Origin of the sequence: Methylocystis borbori, assembly GCF_036576025.1 — a bacterium.
GTDB classification, from domain to species: Bacteria; Pseudomonadota; Alphaproteobacteria; order Rhizobiales; family Beijerinckiaceae; genus Methylocystis; species Methylocystis borbori.
The window spans coordinates 21,628-37,678 of sequence record NZ_JAZHYN010000033.1 but is presented as its reverse complement, the minus strand read 5'-3'; the positions used below and the strand labels follow the sequence as shown (position 1 = coordinate 37,678).

At 63.3% G+C, this 16,051-nt stretch carries 16 protein-coding genes and 1 tRNA gene; 6 read left to right on the top strand and 11 right to left on the bottom strand.

The genetic code is table 11. The features are described 5' to 3' along the window. A partial coding sequence (locus V3H18_RS11590; protein WP_408631780.1) for an alanine dehydrogenase occupies nucleotides 1–512 on the bottom strand: 512 nt, incomplete at its 3' end. Between the two features lie 127 nt (nucleotides 513–639). Here V3H18_RS11590 and V3H18_RS11585 point away from each other — a divergent pair. From V3H18_RS11585 to V3H18_RS11575, 3 genes are all read left to right on the top strand, one after another. Beyond that, nucleotides 640–1,041 (top strand): DUF3775 domain-containing protein, encoded by a 402-nt coding sequence (locus V3H18_RS11585; protein WP_332082210.1) that lies wholly within the window; start codon nucleotides 640–642, stop codon nucleotides 1,039–1,041. A 169-nt stretch (nucleotides 1,042–1,210) separates the two neighbouring features. Beyond that, nucleotides 1,211–1,549 (top strand): small metal-binding protein SmbP, encoded by a 339-nt coding sequence (gene smbP / locus V3H18_RS11580; protein WP_332082209.1) that lies wholly within the window; start codon nucleotides 1,211–1,213, stop codon nucleotides 1,547–1,549. A 148-nt stretch (nucleotides 1,550–1,697) separates the two neighbouring features. Next, nucleotides 1,698–3,116 carry an amino acid permease gene (locus tag V3H18_RS11575; protein ID WP_332082208.1) on the top strand — a complete coding sequence of 473 codons (1,419 nt, stop codon included), beginning with the start codon at nucleotides 1,698–1,700 and terminating at the stop codon, nucleotides 3,114–3,116. Nucleotides 3,117–3,125: 9 nt separating this feature from the next. Here V3H18_RS11575 and V3H18_RS11570 read toward each other — a convergent pair whose 3' ends face one another. The 5 genes from V3H18_RS11570 to V3H18_RS11550 all read right to left on the bottom strand — a co-directional run bounded on the left by V3H18_RS11570 (nucleotide 3,126) and on the right by V3H18_RS11550 (nucleotide 5,973). Next, nucleotides 3,126–3,542 carry a lysozyme inhibitor LprI family protein gene (locus tag V3H18_RS11570; protein ID WP_332082207.1) on the bottom strand — a complete coding sequence of 139 codons (417 nt, stop codon included), beginning with the start codon at nucleotides 3,540–3,542 and terminating at the stop codon, nucleotides 3,126–3,128. Between the two features lie 122 nt (nucleotides 3,543–3,664). Further along, nucleotides 3,665–4,237 carry a urate hydroxylase PuuD gene (locus V3H18_RS11565; protein WP_332082206.1) on the bottom strand — a complete coding sequence of 191 codons (573 nt, stop codon included), beginning with the start codon at nucleotides 4,235–4,237 and terminating at the stop codon, nucleotides 3,665–3,667. Between the two features lie 290 nt (nucleotides 4,238–4,527). Beyond that, nucleotides 4,528–4,616, bottom strand: a tRNA-Leu gene (locus tag V3H18_RS11560). Nucleotides 4,617–4,661: 45 nt separating this feature from the next. Then, on the bottom strand, nucleotides 4,662–5,183 hold the full coding sequence (gene gpt, locus V3H18_RS11555; RefSeq protein WP_332082205.1) for a xanthine phosphoribosyltransferase: 522 nt from the start codon (nucleotides 5,181–5,183) through the stop codon (nucleotides 4,662–4,664). 28 nt (nucleotides 5,184–5,211) lie between these two features. After that, on the bottom strand, nucleotides 5,212–5,973 hold the full coding sequence (locus V3H18_RS11550) for a competence/damage-inducible protein A (RefSeq protein ID WP_332082204.1): 762 nt from the start codon (nucleotides 5,971–5,973) through the stop codon (nucleotides 5,212–5,214). A gap of 225 nt (nucleotides 5,974–6,198) precedes the next feature. Between V3H18_RS11550 and map the strand changes: the two genes are divergently transcribed. The 3 genes from map to V3H18_RS11535 all read left to right on the top strand — a co-directional run bounded on the left by map (nucleotide 6,199) and on the right by V3H18_RS11535 (nucleotide 9,287). Next, nucleotides 6,199–7,035: a type I methionyl aminopeptidase gene (map, locus tag V3H18_RS11545; protein WP_332082203.1), complete on the top strand. Its 837-nt coding sequence runs from the start codon at nucleotides 6,199–6,201 to the stop codon at nucleotides 7,033–7,035. Further along, nucleotides 7,032–7,757 carry a RadC family protein gene (radC, locus tag V3H18_RS11540; RefSeq protein ID WP_332082202.1) on the top strand — a complete coding sequence of 242 codons (726 nt, stop codon included), beginning with the start codon at nucleotides 7,032–7,034 and terminating at the stop codon, nucleotides 7,755–7,757. Before map ends, radC begins: the two co-directional genes overlap by 4 nt. Before the next feature lie 123 nt (nucleotides 7,758–7,880). Next, on the top strand, nucleotides 7,881–9,287 hold the full coding sequence (locus V3H18_RS11535; protein ID WP_332082201.1) for an MDR family MFS transporter: 1,407 nt from the start codon (nucleotides 7,881–7,883) through the stop codon (nucleotides 9,285–9,287). A 14-nt stretch (nucleotides 9,288–9,301) separates the two neighbouring features. On the opposite strand, the gene V3H18_RS11530 is transcribed toward V3H18_RS11535, so the two are convergent. The 5 genes from V3H18_RS11530 to V3H18_RS11510 all read right to left on the bottom strand — a co-directional run bounded on the left by V3H18_RS11530 (nucleotide 9,302) and on the right by V3H18_RS11510 (nucleotide 16,020). After that, nucleotides 9,302–11,644 carry a hypothetical protein gene (locus tag V3H18_RS11530; RefSeq protein WP_332082200.1) on the bottom strand — a complete coding sequence of 781 codons (2,343 nt, stop codon included), beginning with the start codon at nucleotides 11,642–11,644 and terminating at the stop codon, nucleotides 9,302–9,304. Between the two features lie 148 nt (nucleotides 11,645–11,792). Continuing rightward, on the bottom strand, nucleotides 11,793–12,497 hold the full coding sequence (locus tag V3H18_RS11525) for an RlmE family RNA methyltransferase (RefSeq protein WP_332082199.1): 705 nt from the start codon (nucleotides 12,495–12,497) through the stop codon (nucleotides 11,793–11,795). Beyond that, a complete protein-coding gene (locus V3H18_RS11520; protein WP_332082198.1) occupies nucleotides 12,494–14,593 on the bottom strand; it encodes an ABC transporter ATP-binding protein/permease in 2,100 nt (699 codons plus the stop codon). The genes V3H18_RS11525 and V3H18_RS11520 overlap by 4 nt, the downstream gene beginning before the upstream one ends. A gap of 91 nt (nucleotides 14,594–14,684) precedes the next feature. Further along, complete coding sequence (locus V3H18_RS11515; protein ID WP_332082197.1) at nucleotides 14,685–15,017, bottom strand: integration host factor subunit alpha; 333 nt, start codon at nucleotides 15,015–15,017, stop codon at nucleotides 14,685–14,687. Nucleotides 15,018–15,195: 178 nt separating this feature from the next. After that, entirely contained in the window at nucleotides 15,196–16,020 is an 825-nt protein-coding gene (locus V3H18_RS11510) for a carbon-nitrogen hydrolase family protein (protein WP_332082196.1), read from the bottom strand. Between the last annotated feature and the right edge of the window lie 31 nt (nucleotides 16,021–16,051).

Here is a 16,051-nt window from a genome sequence, read left to right as displayed (position 1 = left end):
GTTTCGGCCGGCGGCACGCCCGGCGCGCCGGCGAGCAGAACGCCGCGCCCGCCCGCCTGCTTTTCCAAAAAATGCGCGCCGATCTGCGGCGCGAGGCGCCCGGCGATCTCCGACATGGGCGCGAGCAGCGGCAGGCCGCCGCCCGGCGCCGTCACCGTTTCATAGGCGATGCAATGGGCGCCGCTCGCCATAAGGCTTCGCGTCAATTGCGCGTCGGCGGCGAGATGAAAATAGGTGAAAACGACCTGATCCGGACGCAGGAGCGCGATTTCGCGCGGCTGCGGCTCCTTCACCTTCACGATCAGCTCCGCGCGCGCGAAGACGGCCGCCGGCCCGTCGAGGAGAACGCCGCCTGCCGCGATATAATCGGCGTCGGAAAGCTCCGCCCCCTCCCCGGCCCCGCGTTCGATGAAGACCTCATGGCCCGCTTGGGTCAGTTCCGCGACGGAGGAAGGCGTCAGGCCGACGCGATATTCATTGTCCTTGATTTCCTTCGGCGCGCCGACCCGCATGGCCTGCTCCAAAAAAAGCGGCGTCGACGGGTCACATTCCGCCGACGGCCAATATATGCGAAGGGCGGGAGCGCCCGACAAGGGCGAAGGTCAAGCATTGGCCGCCACTTTAAGTCGGAGATCGAACATGCCGACCATCAACACCGACAAGGTCTGTTTCATCGTCGTGAAGGCGCGCGAATTGGAAAGCGAAGACGAAGGAATGCCCGCCGACGCCTCCAACGCCACCGACGACGGCTTCGTCAGCGTGCTGACCGAAGAAGCCTTTGCGACGGTCCGCAACGAACTCTCCTCCTTCATCGACGCGCTGGACGAGGACGAACAGGCCGAGCTTGTCGCCCTGGCCTGGGTGGGACGCGGCGAATTTACGGCCGAGGAATGGGACGAGGCGGTGAAAGAGGCCCGGCAGCGCCATGAAGGCCCGACCTCGGCCTATCTGCTCGGGATTCCGCTTCTCGCCTCCTTCCTGGAGGGTGGGCTCGCGGAATTTGGCGAAAGCTGCGAATTTTTCGCGGCGGACCGCCAGTGATCCCGGACAAGCCGGCAGGCGCGGGCGCGGCGAAACGCCTCGCCTATTATTCTCCATGATTTATGGGAAAAAGAGCTTGATCTTGGCTAAAAACCCTCGATCCTTCGCCAGACTCCCCCATATCCATACTATGCGGCGGAGTTTTAGGGAGCAAACTGAGGAGATGTCTATGAACCGCAGAATTTTCGCCATCGTTCTCGCGCTCGGCGCGGCGGCTTTCTTCGCGCAGGGTCCGGCCTTCGCGGCGCATCATCTGACGGAAGCGATCACCCATACGAAAGAAGCGATCGAGCACGGCAAACTGGGCCACGCCGACGTGCTGACGAAGCACGCCGAAGAAGCGCTGAAGCACGCCAAGGAGGCGGAAGCCGAGAAGGCCAACCCCCATACCAAGGAAGGCATCACCCATCTCGAAGCGGCGATCGAGCACGGCAAGCTGAACCACGCCGACGTCGCGACCAAACACGCGGAAGAGGCGCTGACGCATCTCGAAGCCGCGACGAAATAGTTTCTCAAAGCATCGCAATACATGCAGGAAGAGAGCGGCCTTTGCGAAAGGCCGCTCTTTTTTTATGGCGCATGACACAGCCGCGCCGATCGCCTATGGACGGCCGCCGGGCCGCCCGCTTGGCGGAAAACCTTCTCACGAGTTGTTCATGACGCTTTCCGCCCGCCTTGCGCCGCTTCTGCGCGCCAAATCCATCGAGGAGCTGCAAGCCGAGGCCAACCGGCCCGGCGGCTTTCGCCGCGTGCTCGGCGTCTGGCAGCTTGCCGGCATCGGCCTTGGCGGGCTCGTCGGCGTCGGCATTTTCGTCCTCACCGGGGTCGTCGCGGCGACGCAGGCGGGGCCGGGGGTCGCGCTTTCCTTTCTCATCGCCGGCGTCGCGAGCGGGGCGGCGGCGCTCTCCTACGCCGAATTCGCCGGCATGATCCCCGTCGCCGGCAGCGCCTACACCTATTCCTACGCCGTGCTCGGCGAACTCGTCGCCTGGATCATCGGCTGGGACCTGCTGCTCGAATATGCGCTCGTCGTCGCTGTGGTCGCGATCGGCTGGTCGGCCTATCTGCAGGCGCTCATCGCGCAATTCGGCGTCAGTCTTCCCGATTGGGCGGCGGGCGCGCCGGCGACCGGCGCCGGGCGCGTCGTCGATCTTTTCGCCGCGCTCGGCGCGCTCGGGGTCGCGGGCCTCTTGACGCTGCGCATCGAGACCGGCGCGCGCTTCAATACGGCGATGGTGATCGTCAAGATCGCCGCCGTCCTGCTCGTCATCGCCGCCGGCATTCCTTATGTGCGCGTCGAGAATTGGACGCCCTTCATGCCCTTCGGCTTTTCGGGCGTCGCCCAGGGCGCGGCGGTCGTCTTCTTCGCGGTCTTCGGCTATGACACGTTGACGACGGCGGCGGAAGAAGCGCGCGCGCCGCAGCGCGACGTGCCGCGCGCCGTGCTGATCTCGCTCGCCGTGGCGCTGGCGCTCTATGTCGCCATGTCGCTCGTCCTCACCGGCGTCGTGCGCTACGACACGCTCGACAATCCGGCGCCCGTCGCGACCGCCTTCGCTTCGCTCGGCCTGCGCTGGGTCGCTTTCGTCGTCTCGCTCGCGGCGGTCGCCGGGATCGCGAGCGTCATGATCGCTTTCCTGCTCGCCTGCGCGCGCATCTGGTTCGCGATGAGCCGCGACGGGCTGCTGCCAGCGTGGTTTTCGCAGGTCCATCCGCGTTTTCGCACGCCGCATCGGCCGACGCTGATCGCCGGCGCGCTCACCGCGCTCGTCGCCGCGCTCTATCCGATCAAGGAGGTGGCGGAGCTCGTCAATATCGGCACGCTCTCCGCCTTCGTCGTCATCTGCACGGCGATCATCGTCTTGCGGCGCACGCGCCCGGACGCGGCGCGCACGTTCCGCACGCCTTTCGTGCCTTTCACGCCGCTGATGGGCGTCGGCTTCTCATTGTGGCTGTTGTCGCGGCTTCCCGCCATCGCCTGGGTGCGTTTCGCGATCTGGATGGCGATCGGACTCGCGATTTACTTTCTTTACAGTCGCCGCCACAGCCGGTTGGCGGGAGAAATGAAGGAATAAAAAACCTTGCTACTTTGGCGGCAACGGACAGGATAAGTCGCCCTCCTTACATTTGAGATAGCGCTTGAAGTCGTTGATGCGATCATTGGTGAGATCGGTCAGACAAGACGCGACGATTGTTGGGCCGATGGTCCCGCCCGCCGTGCTGGAGCCCACGAAGGCGCATTCAGCCTCCCGAAACGCGATCCACGCGCGCTGCGCCGCGACGAGAGCCGTGTGCGCATCGGCCCAATCTGCGCCCCCTTCTTTCAAGCGCCCCATGATCCGCTGATAGAGCAGGTTGAGTTCGTCGTCGGCCCGCTTAGAGGCCTTGGCCGAACATTCGTTCATGCTTGTTTGATCGGGAGCGTTGTTGCAGTTATCGGCGCGCGCGATCGGCGCAAGCGCGATCGCGATCAGCCCGAATATGAAACGCCAGGCGCGCATGGACATCTCCCAACTAGCGATTGCGCGCCGATAGGCGCCTTCCATAGGCGCTCCTGCGCTGCAAAACCCTCAGGCGCTTCCTTGCGCGCCGGCCCTTCAGTTCGCGTTACAAAGGCCGCGCTCTAGCCCACGAGCCGCGCCGTCACCATGCAATAGAGCATCGGGATCGACAGGACGAAGTTCGTGCGCGAAACGAGCATCGCGAGGCGCGCGCTTTTCGCCTTCGCCGCATCGTCGGCGGGCGTGATGCCAAGCGCGATCTTCTGGTTCGGCCAGATCAGGAACCAAACATTATAAGCCATGATGAGACCGAGAATCGCGCCGATAACGATCGTGTTATTGATGACCGCCGCGCCGCTCGCGAAGATGATAAGACCCGTTGCGACGGTCGAGGCGGCCGCCCAGCGGAACCAGAACAAAGCTTCGGGCGCGATGAATTTCCCAATCGCCGGCTTCAGTTCGGCCGGAAGTTTTGGCGCCGTCGGGATTTGAACGAAATTGAAGTAGTAGAGCAAGCCGATCCAAAGAACGCCGGAGATCACATGCAAGAAAGTGAAAAACGGCCCGATATAGCCTGCCGAAATGTCCGAATGGTGCAGCAGGATCAAGAGCGCGACCGCAATTGCGGTCCCGAGCCCAAGCGCTCCGTACAGCTTCTCGAGGGTCGAGGTCAGCTTCTTCACGATGTCTTCCATGTTCCGTCCCTTCTATGCGCGGAGACCGGCTGGTTGCGCCCCATCCTGCTCTGCGACTCGTCCGTCCCGCGCCCGCCCAGACCAGCGGCTCGCGCATTTGAACGGCGTATTCGGCCAGCTTATTGCTCCGATTCCGCCTAGCGAGGTTTATACCAATTTACCCCGCGCGGCCGCGACGAAGGGTTGGGGAGCGTGAGAGGCCTGACCAGGGCGCGCGTCCCGGCGTCGATCAAGCGCATTGGGCAAGTGACGAGCGGTCCGCTAAGATTTCATCTAAATCATTGAAATAATGGTGCGGGCGGCCGGAATCGAACCGGCACAGGCCTTGCGGCCCTACGGATTTTAAGTCCGTTGCGTCTACCAGTTTCGCCACGCCCGCGGATCGCCCGTTTATAGGGGCGCGCCCTCGAAGCCGCCAAGCGGATTATAGGCTCCGTCTCCGCCGGCCTTCGGGCCTGGCGTCCGGCCTGCCGATCGGCGCCTGGAAGGAAAGGCCCGTGTCCCAGGGAAAGAAAATCCAGGTGTCCTGCGAGACCTCGGTGATGAAAGTATCGACCATCGGCAGGCCCTGGGGCTTGGCGTAGATCGTGGCGAAATGCGCCTTGGGCAGCATGTCGCGCACGACTTTCGCCGTCGCGCCCGTGTCCACGAGATCGTCGATGATCAGCACTTCGGCGCTGGGGCGCGCGAGAATCGTCTCGGTCAGGGGCTTTAGGACCTGCACCTCGCCCCGCTCGTTCTCCTCGTGATAGCTTCCGACGCCCACGGTCTCGACGACGCGAATGCCGAGTTCGCGCGCCACCACCGCCGCCGGCGCGAGGCCGCCGCGCGTCACCGCCACGATCGCCGAAAATCCGCCGATGGCGGCGAGCCGCCAGGCGAGCGCCCGCGCGTCGCGGTGGAACATGTCCCAGGAGACCGGAAAGGCCTTGTCGGCGCCCTGCATATCTCTCAAGCCTCCTGCGATTACAGCTTCACCCGGCGTTTTCCTTCTGGAGCGACGCGATCATCGTCCGGGCCGCCTCGGTCGCGCTCGCGAGCAGCGCCGCGTCGCGGCTGCGCAAGACGATCTGATTGCGGATGCCGGCGCTGGTGAAGGAAGGGTAAGAGCCGACGCTTACGCCCTCATGGCCGCGCGCGATCTGCTCCAGCCGGGCCGCATAGGCCCCTTCCGGCACGCCGTCGGCCTCGACGGTCTCGACGAGAACGGGCGGGCCGCCTACGAGCTGCGGGCCGACGACGTCCATCATCGCCTGCATGATCGTCGGAACGCCGGCCATGACGATCACATTGTCGATCCAGAAGCCCGGCGCCCGCGAGACCGAATTGAAAATGAGATTCGCGCCCTTGGGGATGCGCGCCATGCGCCGGCGCGCCGGATTGAGTTCGGCTTTCGAGAAGCGCTCCCGCAGCAGCGCGATGGCGCGCGGATCCTCGCCGATCTCGACGCCGAAAGCCCGCGCGACCGCGTCGGCGGTGATGTCGTCATGCGTCGGGCCGATGCCGCCGGTGGTGAACACATAGGTGTAGCGCGCGCGCAGCGCGTTCAGCGCCTCGACGATCGCTTCCTCATTATCCGGCACGACGCGCGCCTCGCGCAGATCGACGCCGATCTGCGCCAGATAATTGGCGATATAGCTCGTGTTCACGTCCTGCGTGCGGCCGGAGAGAATTTCGTCTCCGATGATCAGAACCGCCGCGCTCGCCGGCCTGTCGCCCGCCGTCACTCTGGCCATTTCGCCGGCCTCCTCCCGCGCCAATTATGACCATAGCGGCGCCGAACGCCAGCCCCGGCGCGAAGAGAGCGGCGGGCGCCGTGCGCCGCGCGCCGCCAAGCCCGCGGCCGCCGCGCTTTCTTAAAGGGAATCCAGAATGCGGCGGCGGCCCAGCCTTGCTTTGCGGCCTCAAACCATTACCTTGTCGGGCAAATCCCTCTTTTTCGAAAAGACTGGCCGCGTTCCATGACCTTCATCGACTCCCATCTTGCGCCCGCCTCGCGCAAAAGCGGCCATATCAAGCTGCACGGCGCTCAGGACTTCGAAGGCATGCGCGCCGCCGGGCGGCTGACGGCGGAGGCGCTCGACATGCTCGTCCCCTACGTCAAGCCCGGCGTGACGACGCAGGCGCTCGACGATCTTGTCTTCGACTTCGCCTTGGCGCATGGCGCCTATCCGGCGCCGCTCGACTATCGCGGCTATCGCAAGTCCATCTGCACCTCGATCAATCACGTCGTCTGCCACGGCGTGCCGGACATGAAGCCGCTGCGCGAGGGCGACATCGTCAATATAGACGTGACCTTCATCCTCGACGGCTGGCACGGCGACGCGAGCCGCATGTTCGCCGTGGGGGAGATTCCGCGCCGCGCCCAGCGCCTCATCGACGTGACCTATGAATCGCTCATGCGCGGCGTCGCCGCCGTCAAGCCGGGCGCGACCACCGGCGACATCGGCGCGGCGATCCAGCACTACGCCGAAGGCGAGCGCTGCTCGGTGGTGCGCGATTTCTGCGGTCATGGGCTCGGCCGCGTCTTCCATGACGAGCCGAACATTCTCCATTACGGCGTCAAGGGCCAGGGCGTCGAGCTGCGTCCCGGCATGTTCTTCACCATCGAGCCGATGATCAATCTCGGGCGCGCGCAAGTGAAGATTCTCTCCGACGGCTGGACGGCCGTGACGCGCGACCGTTCGCTCTCGGCGCAATTCGAACATTCGATCGGCGTGACGGAAACGGGCGCGGAAGTCTTCACCCTCTCGCCCGCCGGACTCGACAACCCTTCCGGTTCGCGCGCGGCGGCATGAAGAAGGCGCAGACGGCCGAGGCGGAAGACGACCCGGGCCTGCGCGAAAGCGCGCCGCATTTTCACGGCCACCGCCAGCGTTTGCGCGAGCGCTTCATGGAGGCGGGCGAAGGCGCGCTCGCCGACTATGAGATGCTGGAGCTTTTGCTCTTTCGCGCCATCGCCCGGCGCGACGTGAAGCCGCTCGCGAAAGCGTTGATCGCGCGCTTTGGCTCCTATGCCGAAACCGTCGCCGCAAGGCCTGAGCGGCTGCGCGAGGTCGACGGGCTCACCGAAGCCGCGATCGTTGAAATCAAGCTCGTCGAAGCGGCGGCGCGGCGCCTGACGCGCGGCGCCCTGCAAAAGCGCCCCATGCTCTCTTCCTTCATGGAGGTGCTCGACTATTGCCGCACGGCCATGGCCTTCGCCGAACGCGAGCAGTTCCGCATCCTCTTCCTCGACAAGCGCAATGCGCTCATCGCCGACGAGGTGCAGGGCGTCGGCACGGTCGACCATACGCCCGTCTATCCGCGCGAAATCGTGCGGCGCGCGCTGGAGCTCGGCGCTTCCGCGCTTATTCTCGCACATAACCATCCCTCCGGCGATCCGACGCCTTCGGCCGCCGACATCCGCATGACGAAGGACATCGCCGCCATCGCCCAGCCTTTCGGCATCGTCGTGCACGACCATCTCATCGTCGGGCGCAACGGCCATGCGAGTTTTCGAGGGCTGAAGCTGATTTGACGCGAAACGCGCCCCGGACGTCATCGTCGCCGCCCACGAAACGAGCGGAAAGCGATCCAGAGTCCTATATCCCTATAAGGATCGCTTCGCCGCCAAGCGTCGCGTAATGACGAGTGGAGCGCATTGTCCTATTTTCTGACGCCGATCATCATCGCGACCGCGCTCTTCATGGAGCAGCTCGACGGCACGGTGCTCGCCACCGCCCTGCCCGCGATGGCCGCCGATCTTCACGAAGACCCGGTGTCGCTCAAACTCGCGCTCACCTCTTACCTCCTCTCGCTCGCCGTTTTCATCCCGCTCTCGGGGTGGGCGGCGGACAAATTCGGCGCAAGGCGCGTCTTTCGCACAGCGATCGTCGTCTTCACCATCGGCTCGATCCTATGCGGCCTTTCCAACTCGCTCGCGACGATCGTCGCGGCGCGCATCGTGCAGGGGTTGGGCGGCGCGATGATGACGCCGGTCGGTCGGCTCGTGCTGCTGCGCACCGCGCCGCGTCACGAACTGGTGCGCGCCATGGCCTATCTCACCATTCCGGCGCTGATCGGTCCGTTGATCGGCCCGCCCATCGGCGGCTTCATCGCGACCTATCTGCACTGGCGCTATATTTTCTGGATCAATGTGCCAATCGGCGCGCTTGGCGTCGCGCTGGTCACGCGCTTCATTCCCGATCTGCGCGAAGAGCGCACGCCGCCGCTCGATGTGAGCGGCGCGATCCTGTCCGGCGTCGGCCTCTCCTGCCTCGTTTTCGGCTTCACCATCGCGGGCCGCGGCTTCGCGCCGGCGCCGGTCGTCACGGCGATCATCGCGATCGGCGCCGCCGCGCTCTTCGCTTATGTCCGCCACGCCCGGCGCGCGCCTCACCCGATCATTGATCTCGCGCTCTTGCGCATCCCGACCTTTCGCGCCTCGGTCTATGGCGGATTTCTGTTTCGCATCGGGCTCGGCGCGACGCCCTTTCTGCTGCCGCTTTTGCTGCAGGCGGGTTTCGGCCTTTCCGCCTATGAGGCCGGCCTTTTGACCTTCGTCTCGGCGGCGGGCGCCATGTTGATGAAAACCACGGCGCAGCCGATCCTGCGCATATTGAGCTTCCGCCGCGTGCTCATCGTCAATGCGCTTATTTCGGCTGGCTTCCTCGCCGCCAATGCGGTCTTCTCGGCGACCACGCCGCATTGGCTCATCATGGGCGTGCTGCTCGTCGGCGGCTTCTTCCGCTCGCTCGAATTCACCGCGCTCAACGCCATCGCCTACGCCAATGTCGATCACGAGGCGATGAGCCGCGCGACGAGCTTCTCCTCGGTCGCGCAGCAATTGTCGCTCTCGACGGGCGTCGCCATCGGCGCCGCGGCGCTCGAAGGCGCGCGGGCGCTGCGCGGCGGCGGCGCGCTGCAAGCAGGGGATTTCACCTGGGCGTTCTATCTCGTCGCGGCGATCTCCACGCTCGCCGTCACGCAGTTCCTGCCGCTCTCGCCGCGCGCCGGCGAGGAGCTCGTGGGAAGAAGGAAAGCGCCCTCGGGTAGTAAACAACCCTAGACCGGCCCCGACCATTACCGCACCAGTCTGGCGATCGCCGCAGCAAGAAAAATCGCGAATATCAAACCCAGCAATCTCAATGCGTCGATATAAAGTTCAGCTTGGTCCTGCTGCTTGACATCAGCCCGGCAGACTTCCCAATTCTTCAAGAATCGCCTGAAGGGAAACGTTACGTCCTGCGCCCCCGTCGGCAGGACATAGAACGTCGTGCGCTTGGCGTGTTCCTCTCGAATGTTGTATGCGGGGATGAGCTTGCCAAGCAGAAACATCAGGCTGATTGGTTTGATCCTTGGCGGCCTCTCTTCGCCTTTGCCTTTCCCTTCGTCGACGCTGTAGCCGACAACTCCCAGAACGAGCTGGAGCAAAAGCCAGAAGGCTACAACGGTCAGCGCTACATATTTGATGACACCCTCTGGTCGATAGCCGTGATCGGCAAGCCACCAAAGAACATATTGTATGATTGAAACAATACGCGCTTCCATCCGAGCGAGGAGGCCTTCCTCCGACTTCCAATCGGAACTGTCGAGCCCATCGCAATGAAAGCCCCAGTTCTTGCACAGTCTCGCCTCCACCACTGCGGTCTCGGCTTTAATCTTGAGCTCTCGCGCCGCCTCGAGATCACCGGCCTTTTCGAATACGCCAATGAACTCCGCGAACGGCTGGGTTCCCGTAAACCTGTCCTTTTTTGTCCAAAATTCGTTTTTCTTTACCCATGCCGTGACCTGATCGGCGCTGGGCAGCCCAAGGTCTGGCGGAAACCGCCTGCCGCCAGTCCTCTTCATCGCCTGCGCCTGGCGAGCGCTTGATCGCGGAGAAAGCGCCGATTCACAACGGTCCTTCGCTGTATACACGCGCTTAAAATGTAGTCCGTTCACCCTTATCGCAATATCTTTTGCTACGACGTCGAAATCCAGCACGAGGGTTCCCGTTTCGAAATTGAAAATGCTTAAGACCGGCATGCGATCCGCTGGCGCCACCGTCTTATCCGCCTCTGGCGCCCGTACGATATCGAGCCAGGTGGCGCCGTCGACAACATCTTCATTGAGATAAATATTGCTGTCGCGCGAGCGACCATTGTCGTCCGTCAACCAGCCGAAATCGCGCACGCATAGCGAATGTTCCACGTGATTGTCGATAAACACGAAAACACCGGGATCGATTGAGCGGGGCGAGCCGCATTTTGTGAAGCGGGCTTCGTCCTTGGCAATCGGCTCCGACCGGGGATTCGCGTATCTTGCATAAGCGCTCACCTCGTTCGCGGCCGGATCCTTGAAGCCGAAAATGGCGTCGTCCTTAGTCGCAAATGCGGAGAGAGATCGAACGCCGCCAAAACCAAACTCCGCCCCGATGACATCATCAATATCATTCTTTCGGATGTCATAACTGCATCGGGCCTGGCTCTTGGTGAGATCGAGCGCACCATCAATTTGATTCTTCAATAATGCGAAATGAGAGAAGTAGCTCGACGACACGTCCACATCACCGGCCACCTTCACGTTTTCGACGCTCAGTTCGTCGCGAAACAGCGTGCCATTCATTCTGACCGACCCAATGATGGTCGCATCGGAAATAACGAGCTTGGGCATATAGGCGAGTTGCGCAAAAAATGAGCCGGATATCTCAGCCCTCGTTATTAGAATTCTCTCGTAAGAGACGACGCCGTCGAGGGATAAATCGCCTTTCGTACGAAAATTTCTGATCTCAACAGGCGAGCGCCTGCATTCAGTAGACTTGGCGCATCTGAAGATCGAACGATCTAACGCGAGAGTGTAGGCAATATCCAGGCCGGACAAATCGATCCCATCGCAAAAAATCGCGCCGATGATTCTCACCCCTTTCGGGTCGACCCTATCCTTCGCTTCACGGACAAGTTCCTTCACAAATCCTCTTGGTAAGACTCGCATGTCCGACTGGGGGTTGGAGCAAATCCCTTCGGCCTTTATGCGTTCGGGAGGGTCGGAGCGCGGTTTGTCCGCCCCCGGCGGACGCGCATCGAGAAAGGACGCGCCTCTAGAAGCAGCGGCGCACGCGACGCCGTTCAAGCCGGGGGTGAGCACCGCTTCCATGCCGCGCACGAGACAAATGATTACGCGCGCAAGAACCGTCTCGCCCGGCGGTTCGCAAACCTCCCCGTATTTTTCGGATACGTCGATCTGGACCAGCCCTTTGCCTCTCTCTGAGCAATATTTCGCCTTGGACGGAAGAGCTTGCAAGTTCGAGGCGGTCCCCCCTTCGTCGGGGACGATTTCCGCGCCCCTGTGGAACTCCGGAGCCGCGCAAACGCCCGCCAGGCTGGACAAGACGACCGCCTTCGCCAAAAACAATGCGCGAAGCCTTGAAATATCAATAAGGGTCATCTCGACCCTCCCCCCGCCTCACGGCGACGCAACAAATTCTTAGAATCCCTCGACAAGGGAAATATGGCCAGATCGGCGCGGGTCAATGCTCACGCCAAGGACGCGGCCGGCGGTTGCTCATCGTCAATGGCGCGCGCCTCGTCGACGATCATCGCAGCCTGCCGCGAAACCCCGTCGCCAGCACATAGAGTTCGGCGGAATCGGCGCGGCTCGCCGCGGGCTTTACATGGCGCACGCTCGCAAAATCGCGCTTGAGCCGCGCGAGCAATTGGCCTTCGGTGCCGCCTTGCAGCACCTTGGCGACGAAAAAGCCGCCCGGCGCGAGAATGTCGCAAGCGAAATCGGCGGCAAGCTCGGCGAGCGCGACGATGCGCAAATGATCCGTCGCCCTATGGCCGGTAGCGTTCGCCGCCATGTCGGACATGACGCCGTCCGCCTCCCCGCCCAACATCGCTTTGATGAATTCCGGCGCGTCCTCGTCGTTGAAATCCTTCACCGCGAAATCGACGCCGGCGACGAGCTCCATGTCGAGAAGATCGACGGCGACGACTCTGCCCTTTCCCTCCTTCGCCTTCACGCGCGCGGCGGCGACCTGCGACCAGCCGCCGGGCGCGGCGCCGAGATCGACGATGCGGCCGCCGGGCTTGAAGAGACGATAGCGATCGTCCATCTCGATGAGCTTATAGGCCGCGCGCGAGCGATAGCCCTCGCGCTTGGCGCGCGCGACATAAGGGTCGTTGAGCTGGCGCTCCAGCCACAGCGTCGAGGCGAGCGAGCGCTTGCGCGCCGTCTTGACGCGGGTCTTGAGCGAGCGCCCGCCCTCGCGGCCCGATTGTTTCCCCGGCGCGCTCACGCGTGGACTTTGTCGCGCGGGCTGAAAAGGCCGCCCGCCGCGGGCTCCATGACGATATGGCGCTCATGAAAGGCGTGCAGCGTGGAGCGATGGCCGATGGAGACGATGGTCGTCTTCAGCAAGCGCTGGCGCAGCATCGAATAGATTTCCTCTTCGAGTTCTTCGTCGAGCGCCGAAGTGGCTTCGTCGAGAAAGAGCCAGTCGGGCTTTGCAAGCAGAGCGCGGGCGATGGCGACGCGCTGCTGCTCGCCGCCCGAAAGGCGCTGGCTCCAGTGATTGTCCTCGTCGAGCCGGGAGATGAAAGGCGCGAGTTTCGCCGCCCGCAGCGCCTCCTCCATAGCCGCGCGCGAATGATCGGCGCCGGCGCTGGGATAGACGATCGCATCGGCGAGCGAACCCATCGGAATATAGGGGCGTTGCGGCGCGAGCATCACCCGAGCGCCTTTCGGCGTCAGCGCTTCTCCGACGGCGTAAGGCCAGACCCCCGCGATGGCGCGAAACAGCGTGGATTTCCCCGAGCCCGATGGCCCCGACAGCAGCGTCGATTGACCGGCCGAAAGCGTCAGATCGTCGATCGCGACGATGCTTCTCCCGTCCGGCAGCGAGAGCGTCACCTCGCGCAAGCGAATGTCGTCGCCCTCCGCCGGCGAGACGATGCGCGTTCTGACGATTTGCGCGCGGGCGGAGTCGATCGCCCCGTCGAAGGAAGTGAGACGGTCGAGCACCGATTTGAAATTGGCGAGCGAGGTATAATAGTTGATGAAGAAGGTCAGCGCGCCTTCAACGCGCCCGAAGGCGCTCGCGGTCTGCGTCATCACGCCGAGCTGGATGCGGCCGGCGAAATAAAAGGGCGCGGTGATCACATAGGGAATGATCGGCGAAATCTGGCCATAAGTGGCGGTGAAGACCATCAATTGCTTGCGCTTCTGCACGATCGCCAGATAGTTGACGATGATGCCCATAAATCTTTGCAACAGCGAGCCGCGCTCGGCGCTTTCGCCGGCGAGAAGCGCGACCTGCTCGCTATATTCGCGCAGGCGCGCGAGCGAGAAGCGGAAATCCGCCTCGCGCCTTTGCCGCTCGAAATAGAGGCCCGTCAGCGAGCGGCCGATGAGATGCGTCACCGCCGTGCCCACCGTCGCATAGAGCAGCACCACCCAGAATAGGAAGCCAGGAATATAGATGTCGGTTCCGGGCAGCGGATAATTGCCGGAAAGATCCCACAGCACATAGGAGAAGGAGACGAGCGAACTTAAGGTCGCGATCAAGAGGATCGTATAGGAATAGACGCCATAGCCTTCCTCGGCGCCATTGATGAAGCGGTTCACGTCCTCGGCGATGCGCTGGTCGGGGTTGTCGGCGCCGCCGCCGGCGAGCGCCATGCCGTAATGCGTATGCGTCCCGAGCCAACGTCCGATGTAATGTTCGGTCAGCCAGCGCCGCCAGCGGATGACGAGCAGCGACTGCAGAACGAATTCGATGACCGCCGAGGCCACATAAACAAAGGCCCAGGGGGTGAACACGAAGAAAAGCTGGCGCCAGAACTCCGGCGCGTTCTTCTCCTGAATCGCGTTGAACCAGTCGCGGTTGAAGAAGGAGAGCCGCACCGTGATGCCGACCTGTCCTTGATTGATGAGCACCAGCACGACGACCATGGCGACCGCGATCGCGCTTTCGCGGGCGGCGAAAGGCGGGAGAGGCCAGACCCGGCCCTCGCCGCGGTCCTTGGAGTCGAAATAAAAATCGGTGATCCGCATCATTTCGCGGACGACGCGGATATGCGAGACCGCGTAAACGAGGATCGAGAACACCGCGACGGTGAGCGGCATGCTTTGGGGCGGCGCATAGTCCTTCAGCGCCGCCGGCCACAGGCCTTCCGCCTCGGCGAGGCCGATGAGGCCGAAGACGACCGTCTCGGTCGAGAAGATCGTCGCGAAGATTTTCAGATAGCTTGAGATGTCGGCGGCGCGCCAGGTCGTATAGGCGCAAAGCGCCGCCGCGCCGGCGAGCACGAAGAGGTCGGAAGCCCCCTTATGCGCGCCGACCAACGCCGCCAGGACCGCGAAGACGGCGACCGCCACGCTTAATTTCTGCATCGTTCACCTTGTCGGAACAGCCGCCCAGCGCGGCGCTTTTCGATCGCGCCGGGGCCAGACAGCGAAGATCGGTCAGGGGATAATAGAGGACTCAGTCCTCTTCAGGAATGACCGCGTCGCCATTCACATGGGCGACGAGCACGGGCGAGGCCTTGAAGGTCAGGACGCGGCGCGGCGTGATCGTCGCCTCGACGCCCGTCTTGGGATTGCGGCCGACGCGCTGACGCTTGGCGCGCACGTTGAACGTGCCGAATGAGCGCAATTTCACGGATTCCCCGCGCAGCAGCGCTTCGCTGATCTCATCGAATGCGGCATCCAAAATCTTGCGCGCCTCGGCGCGCGACAACGCGGGGCAGCAGCCATAAACGGCCTCTCGCAGCGCCGCGCGTGTCAGGGTGCCTCCTGGCGCGCTCTTTCTTACCATGCCGAAAGAGCGCCCAAGAATCGATTGGTCGGGACTTGGCGGAACACGGTTCCCCTCGAAGTTTTCGCAATATCACAAGGCAATAAACAGGGCGTTTAGGGCCGATAGCGGACATAGTACGCATAAATCAGGGAGATGCAAGGGCGAGAGGCCCGGCCGCGGCCCGGCGCCGCGCGCGTCAGACCGCCAGTTTCACCTTGTGCTGGGCGACAGGGATCATCGCCCGCACCTTGCGGATGCGCTCAATGTCGACATAGGACGAGACGAGCCCCGGGCCTTCCGACGCCTTGGCGACCACTTGGCCCCAGGGGTCGGCGATCAGCGAATTGCCGTAGGTGAACCGCGTTTCATGGCCCGCCTTATGCGCCCCCGTCTGCGCCGGCGCGCAGAGATAGGCCTGCATCTCGATGGCGCGGGCGCGGCACAGCACTTCCCAATGGTCCTTGCCGGTCACGAGCGTGAAGGCGGCCGGCAGCGCGACAAGATCCGCGCCCTTGTCGGCGAGCGCCTGGAACAGATAGGAGAAGCGCAGATCGTAGCAGATGGCGCAGCCGACGGTGACGCCCTCGCAATCATAGGTCACGACGGAATCGCCCGGCTTGAAGGCGGCGCTCTCGTGATATTTCGCGCCGTCGGGCGCGGTGATGTCGAACATATGGATTTTGCGATAGCGGGCGACCTCCTCGCCGTCGCGGTTGAAGGCGACGCTGGTGTTGTGCAGCCGCTCTTCGCCGGGCGCCTTTTCGAGGATGGAGCCGGCGTGAATGAAGACCTTATGTTCGCGCGCGAGAGAGCTGCACATTTCATAGGCCGGGCCGCCGGGCAGCTCTTCGGCCGCCTCCCATTTCTCGGCGCGCGAGCCGCCAATGAAATCGAAGACCTCCGGCAGGCAGATCCAGTCCGGGCGCTCCTGAACAATCGCGCGCTCGATCAGGGCGCGCGCATTGGCGAGATTGAGCGCCTTGTCGCTAACCGAATTCATCTGAACCAGAGTGACCTTCATCCCAAGCCTGCTTTCCTGCGCTATCGCCCTT

Bases quoted from the DNA above. Each gene is read 5' to 3' on its own strand.
- V3H18_RS11520 (WP_332082198.1), bottom strand. From the start codon at position 14,593: ATGCAGAAATTAAGCGTGGCGGTCGCCGTCTTCGCGGTCCTGGCGGCG.
- V3H18_RS11575 (WP_332082208.1), top strand. From the start codon at position 1,698: ATGACGCTTTCCGCCCGCCTTGCGCCGCTTCTGCGCGCCAAATCCATC.
- V3H18_RS11550 (WP_332082204.1), bottom strand. From the start codon at position 5,973: ATGGCCAGAGTGACGGCGGGCGACAGGCCGGCGAGCGCGGCGGTTCTG.
- V3H18_RS11565 (WP_332082206.1), bottom strand. From the start codon at position 4,237: ATGGAAGACATCGTGAAGAAGCTGACCTCGACCCTCGAGAAGCTGTAC.
- gpt (WP_332082205.1), bottom strand. From the start codon at position 5,183: ATGCAGGGCGCCGACAAGGCCTTTCCGGTCTCCTGGGACATGTTCCAC.
- map (WP_332082203.1), top strand. From the start codon at position 6,199: ATGACCTTCATCGACTCCCATCTTGCGCCCGCCTCGCGCAAAAGCGGC.
- smbP (WP_332082209.1), top strand. From the start codon at position 1,211: ATGAACCGCAGAATTTTCGCCATCGTTCTCGCGCTCGGCGCGGCGGCT.
- V3H18_RS11510 (WP_332082196.1), bottom strand. From the start codon at position 16,020: ATGAAGGTCACTCTGGTTCAGATGAATTCGGTTAGCGACAAGGCGCTC.
- V3H18_RS11570 (WP_332082207.1), bottom strand. From the start codon at position 3,542: ATGCGCGCCTGGCGTTTCATATTCGGGCTGATCGCGATCGCGCTTGCG.
- V3H18_RS11530 (WP_332082200.1), bottom strand. From the start codon at position 11,644: ATGACCCTTATTGATATTTCAAGGCTTCGCGCATTGTTTTTGGCGAAG.
- radC (WP_332082202.1), top strand. From the start codon at position 7,032: ATGAAGAAGGCGCAGACGGCCGAGGCGGAAGACGACCCGGGCCTGCGC.
- V3H18_RS11515 (WP_332082197.1), bottom strand. From the start codon at position 15,017: ATGGTAAGAAAGAGCGCGCCAGGAGGCACCCTGACACGCGCGGCGCTG.
- V3H18_RS11585 (WP_332082210.1), top strand. From the start codon at position 640: ATGCCGACCATCAACACCGACAAGGTCTGTTTCATCGTCGTGAAGGCG.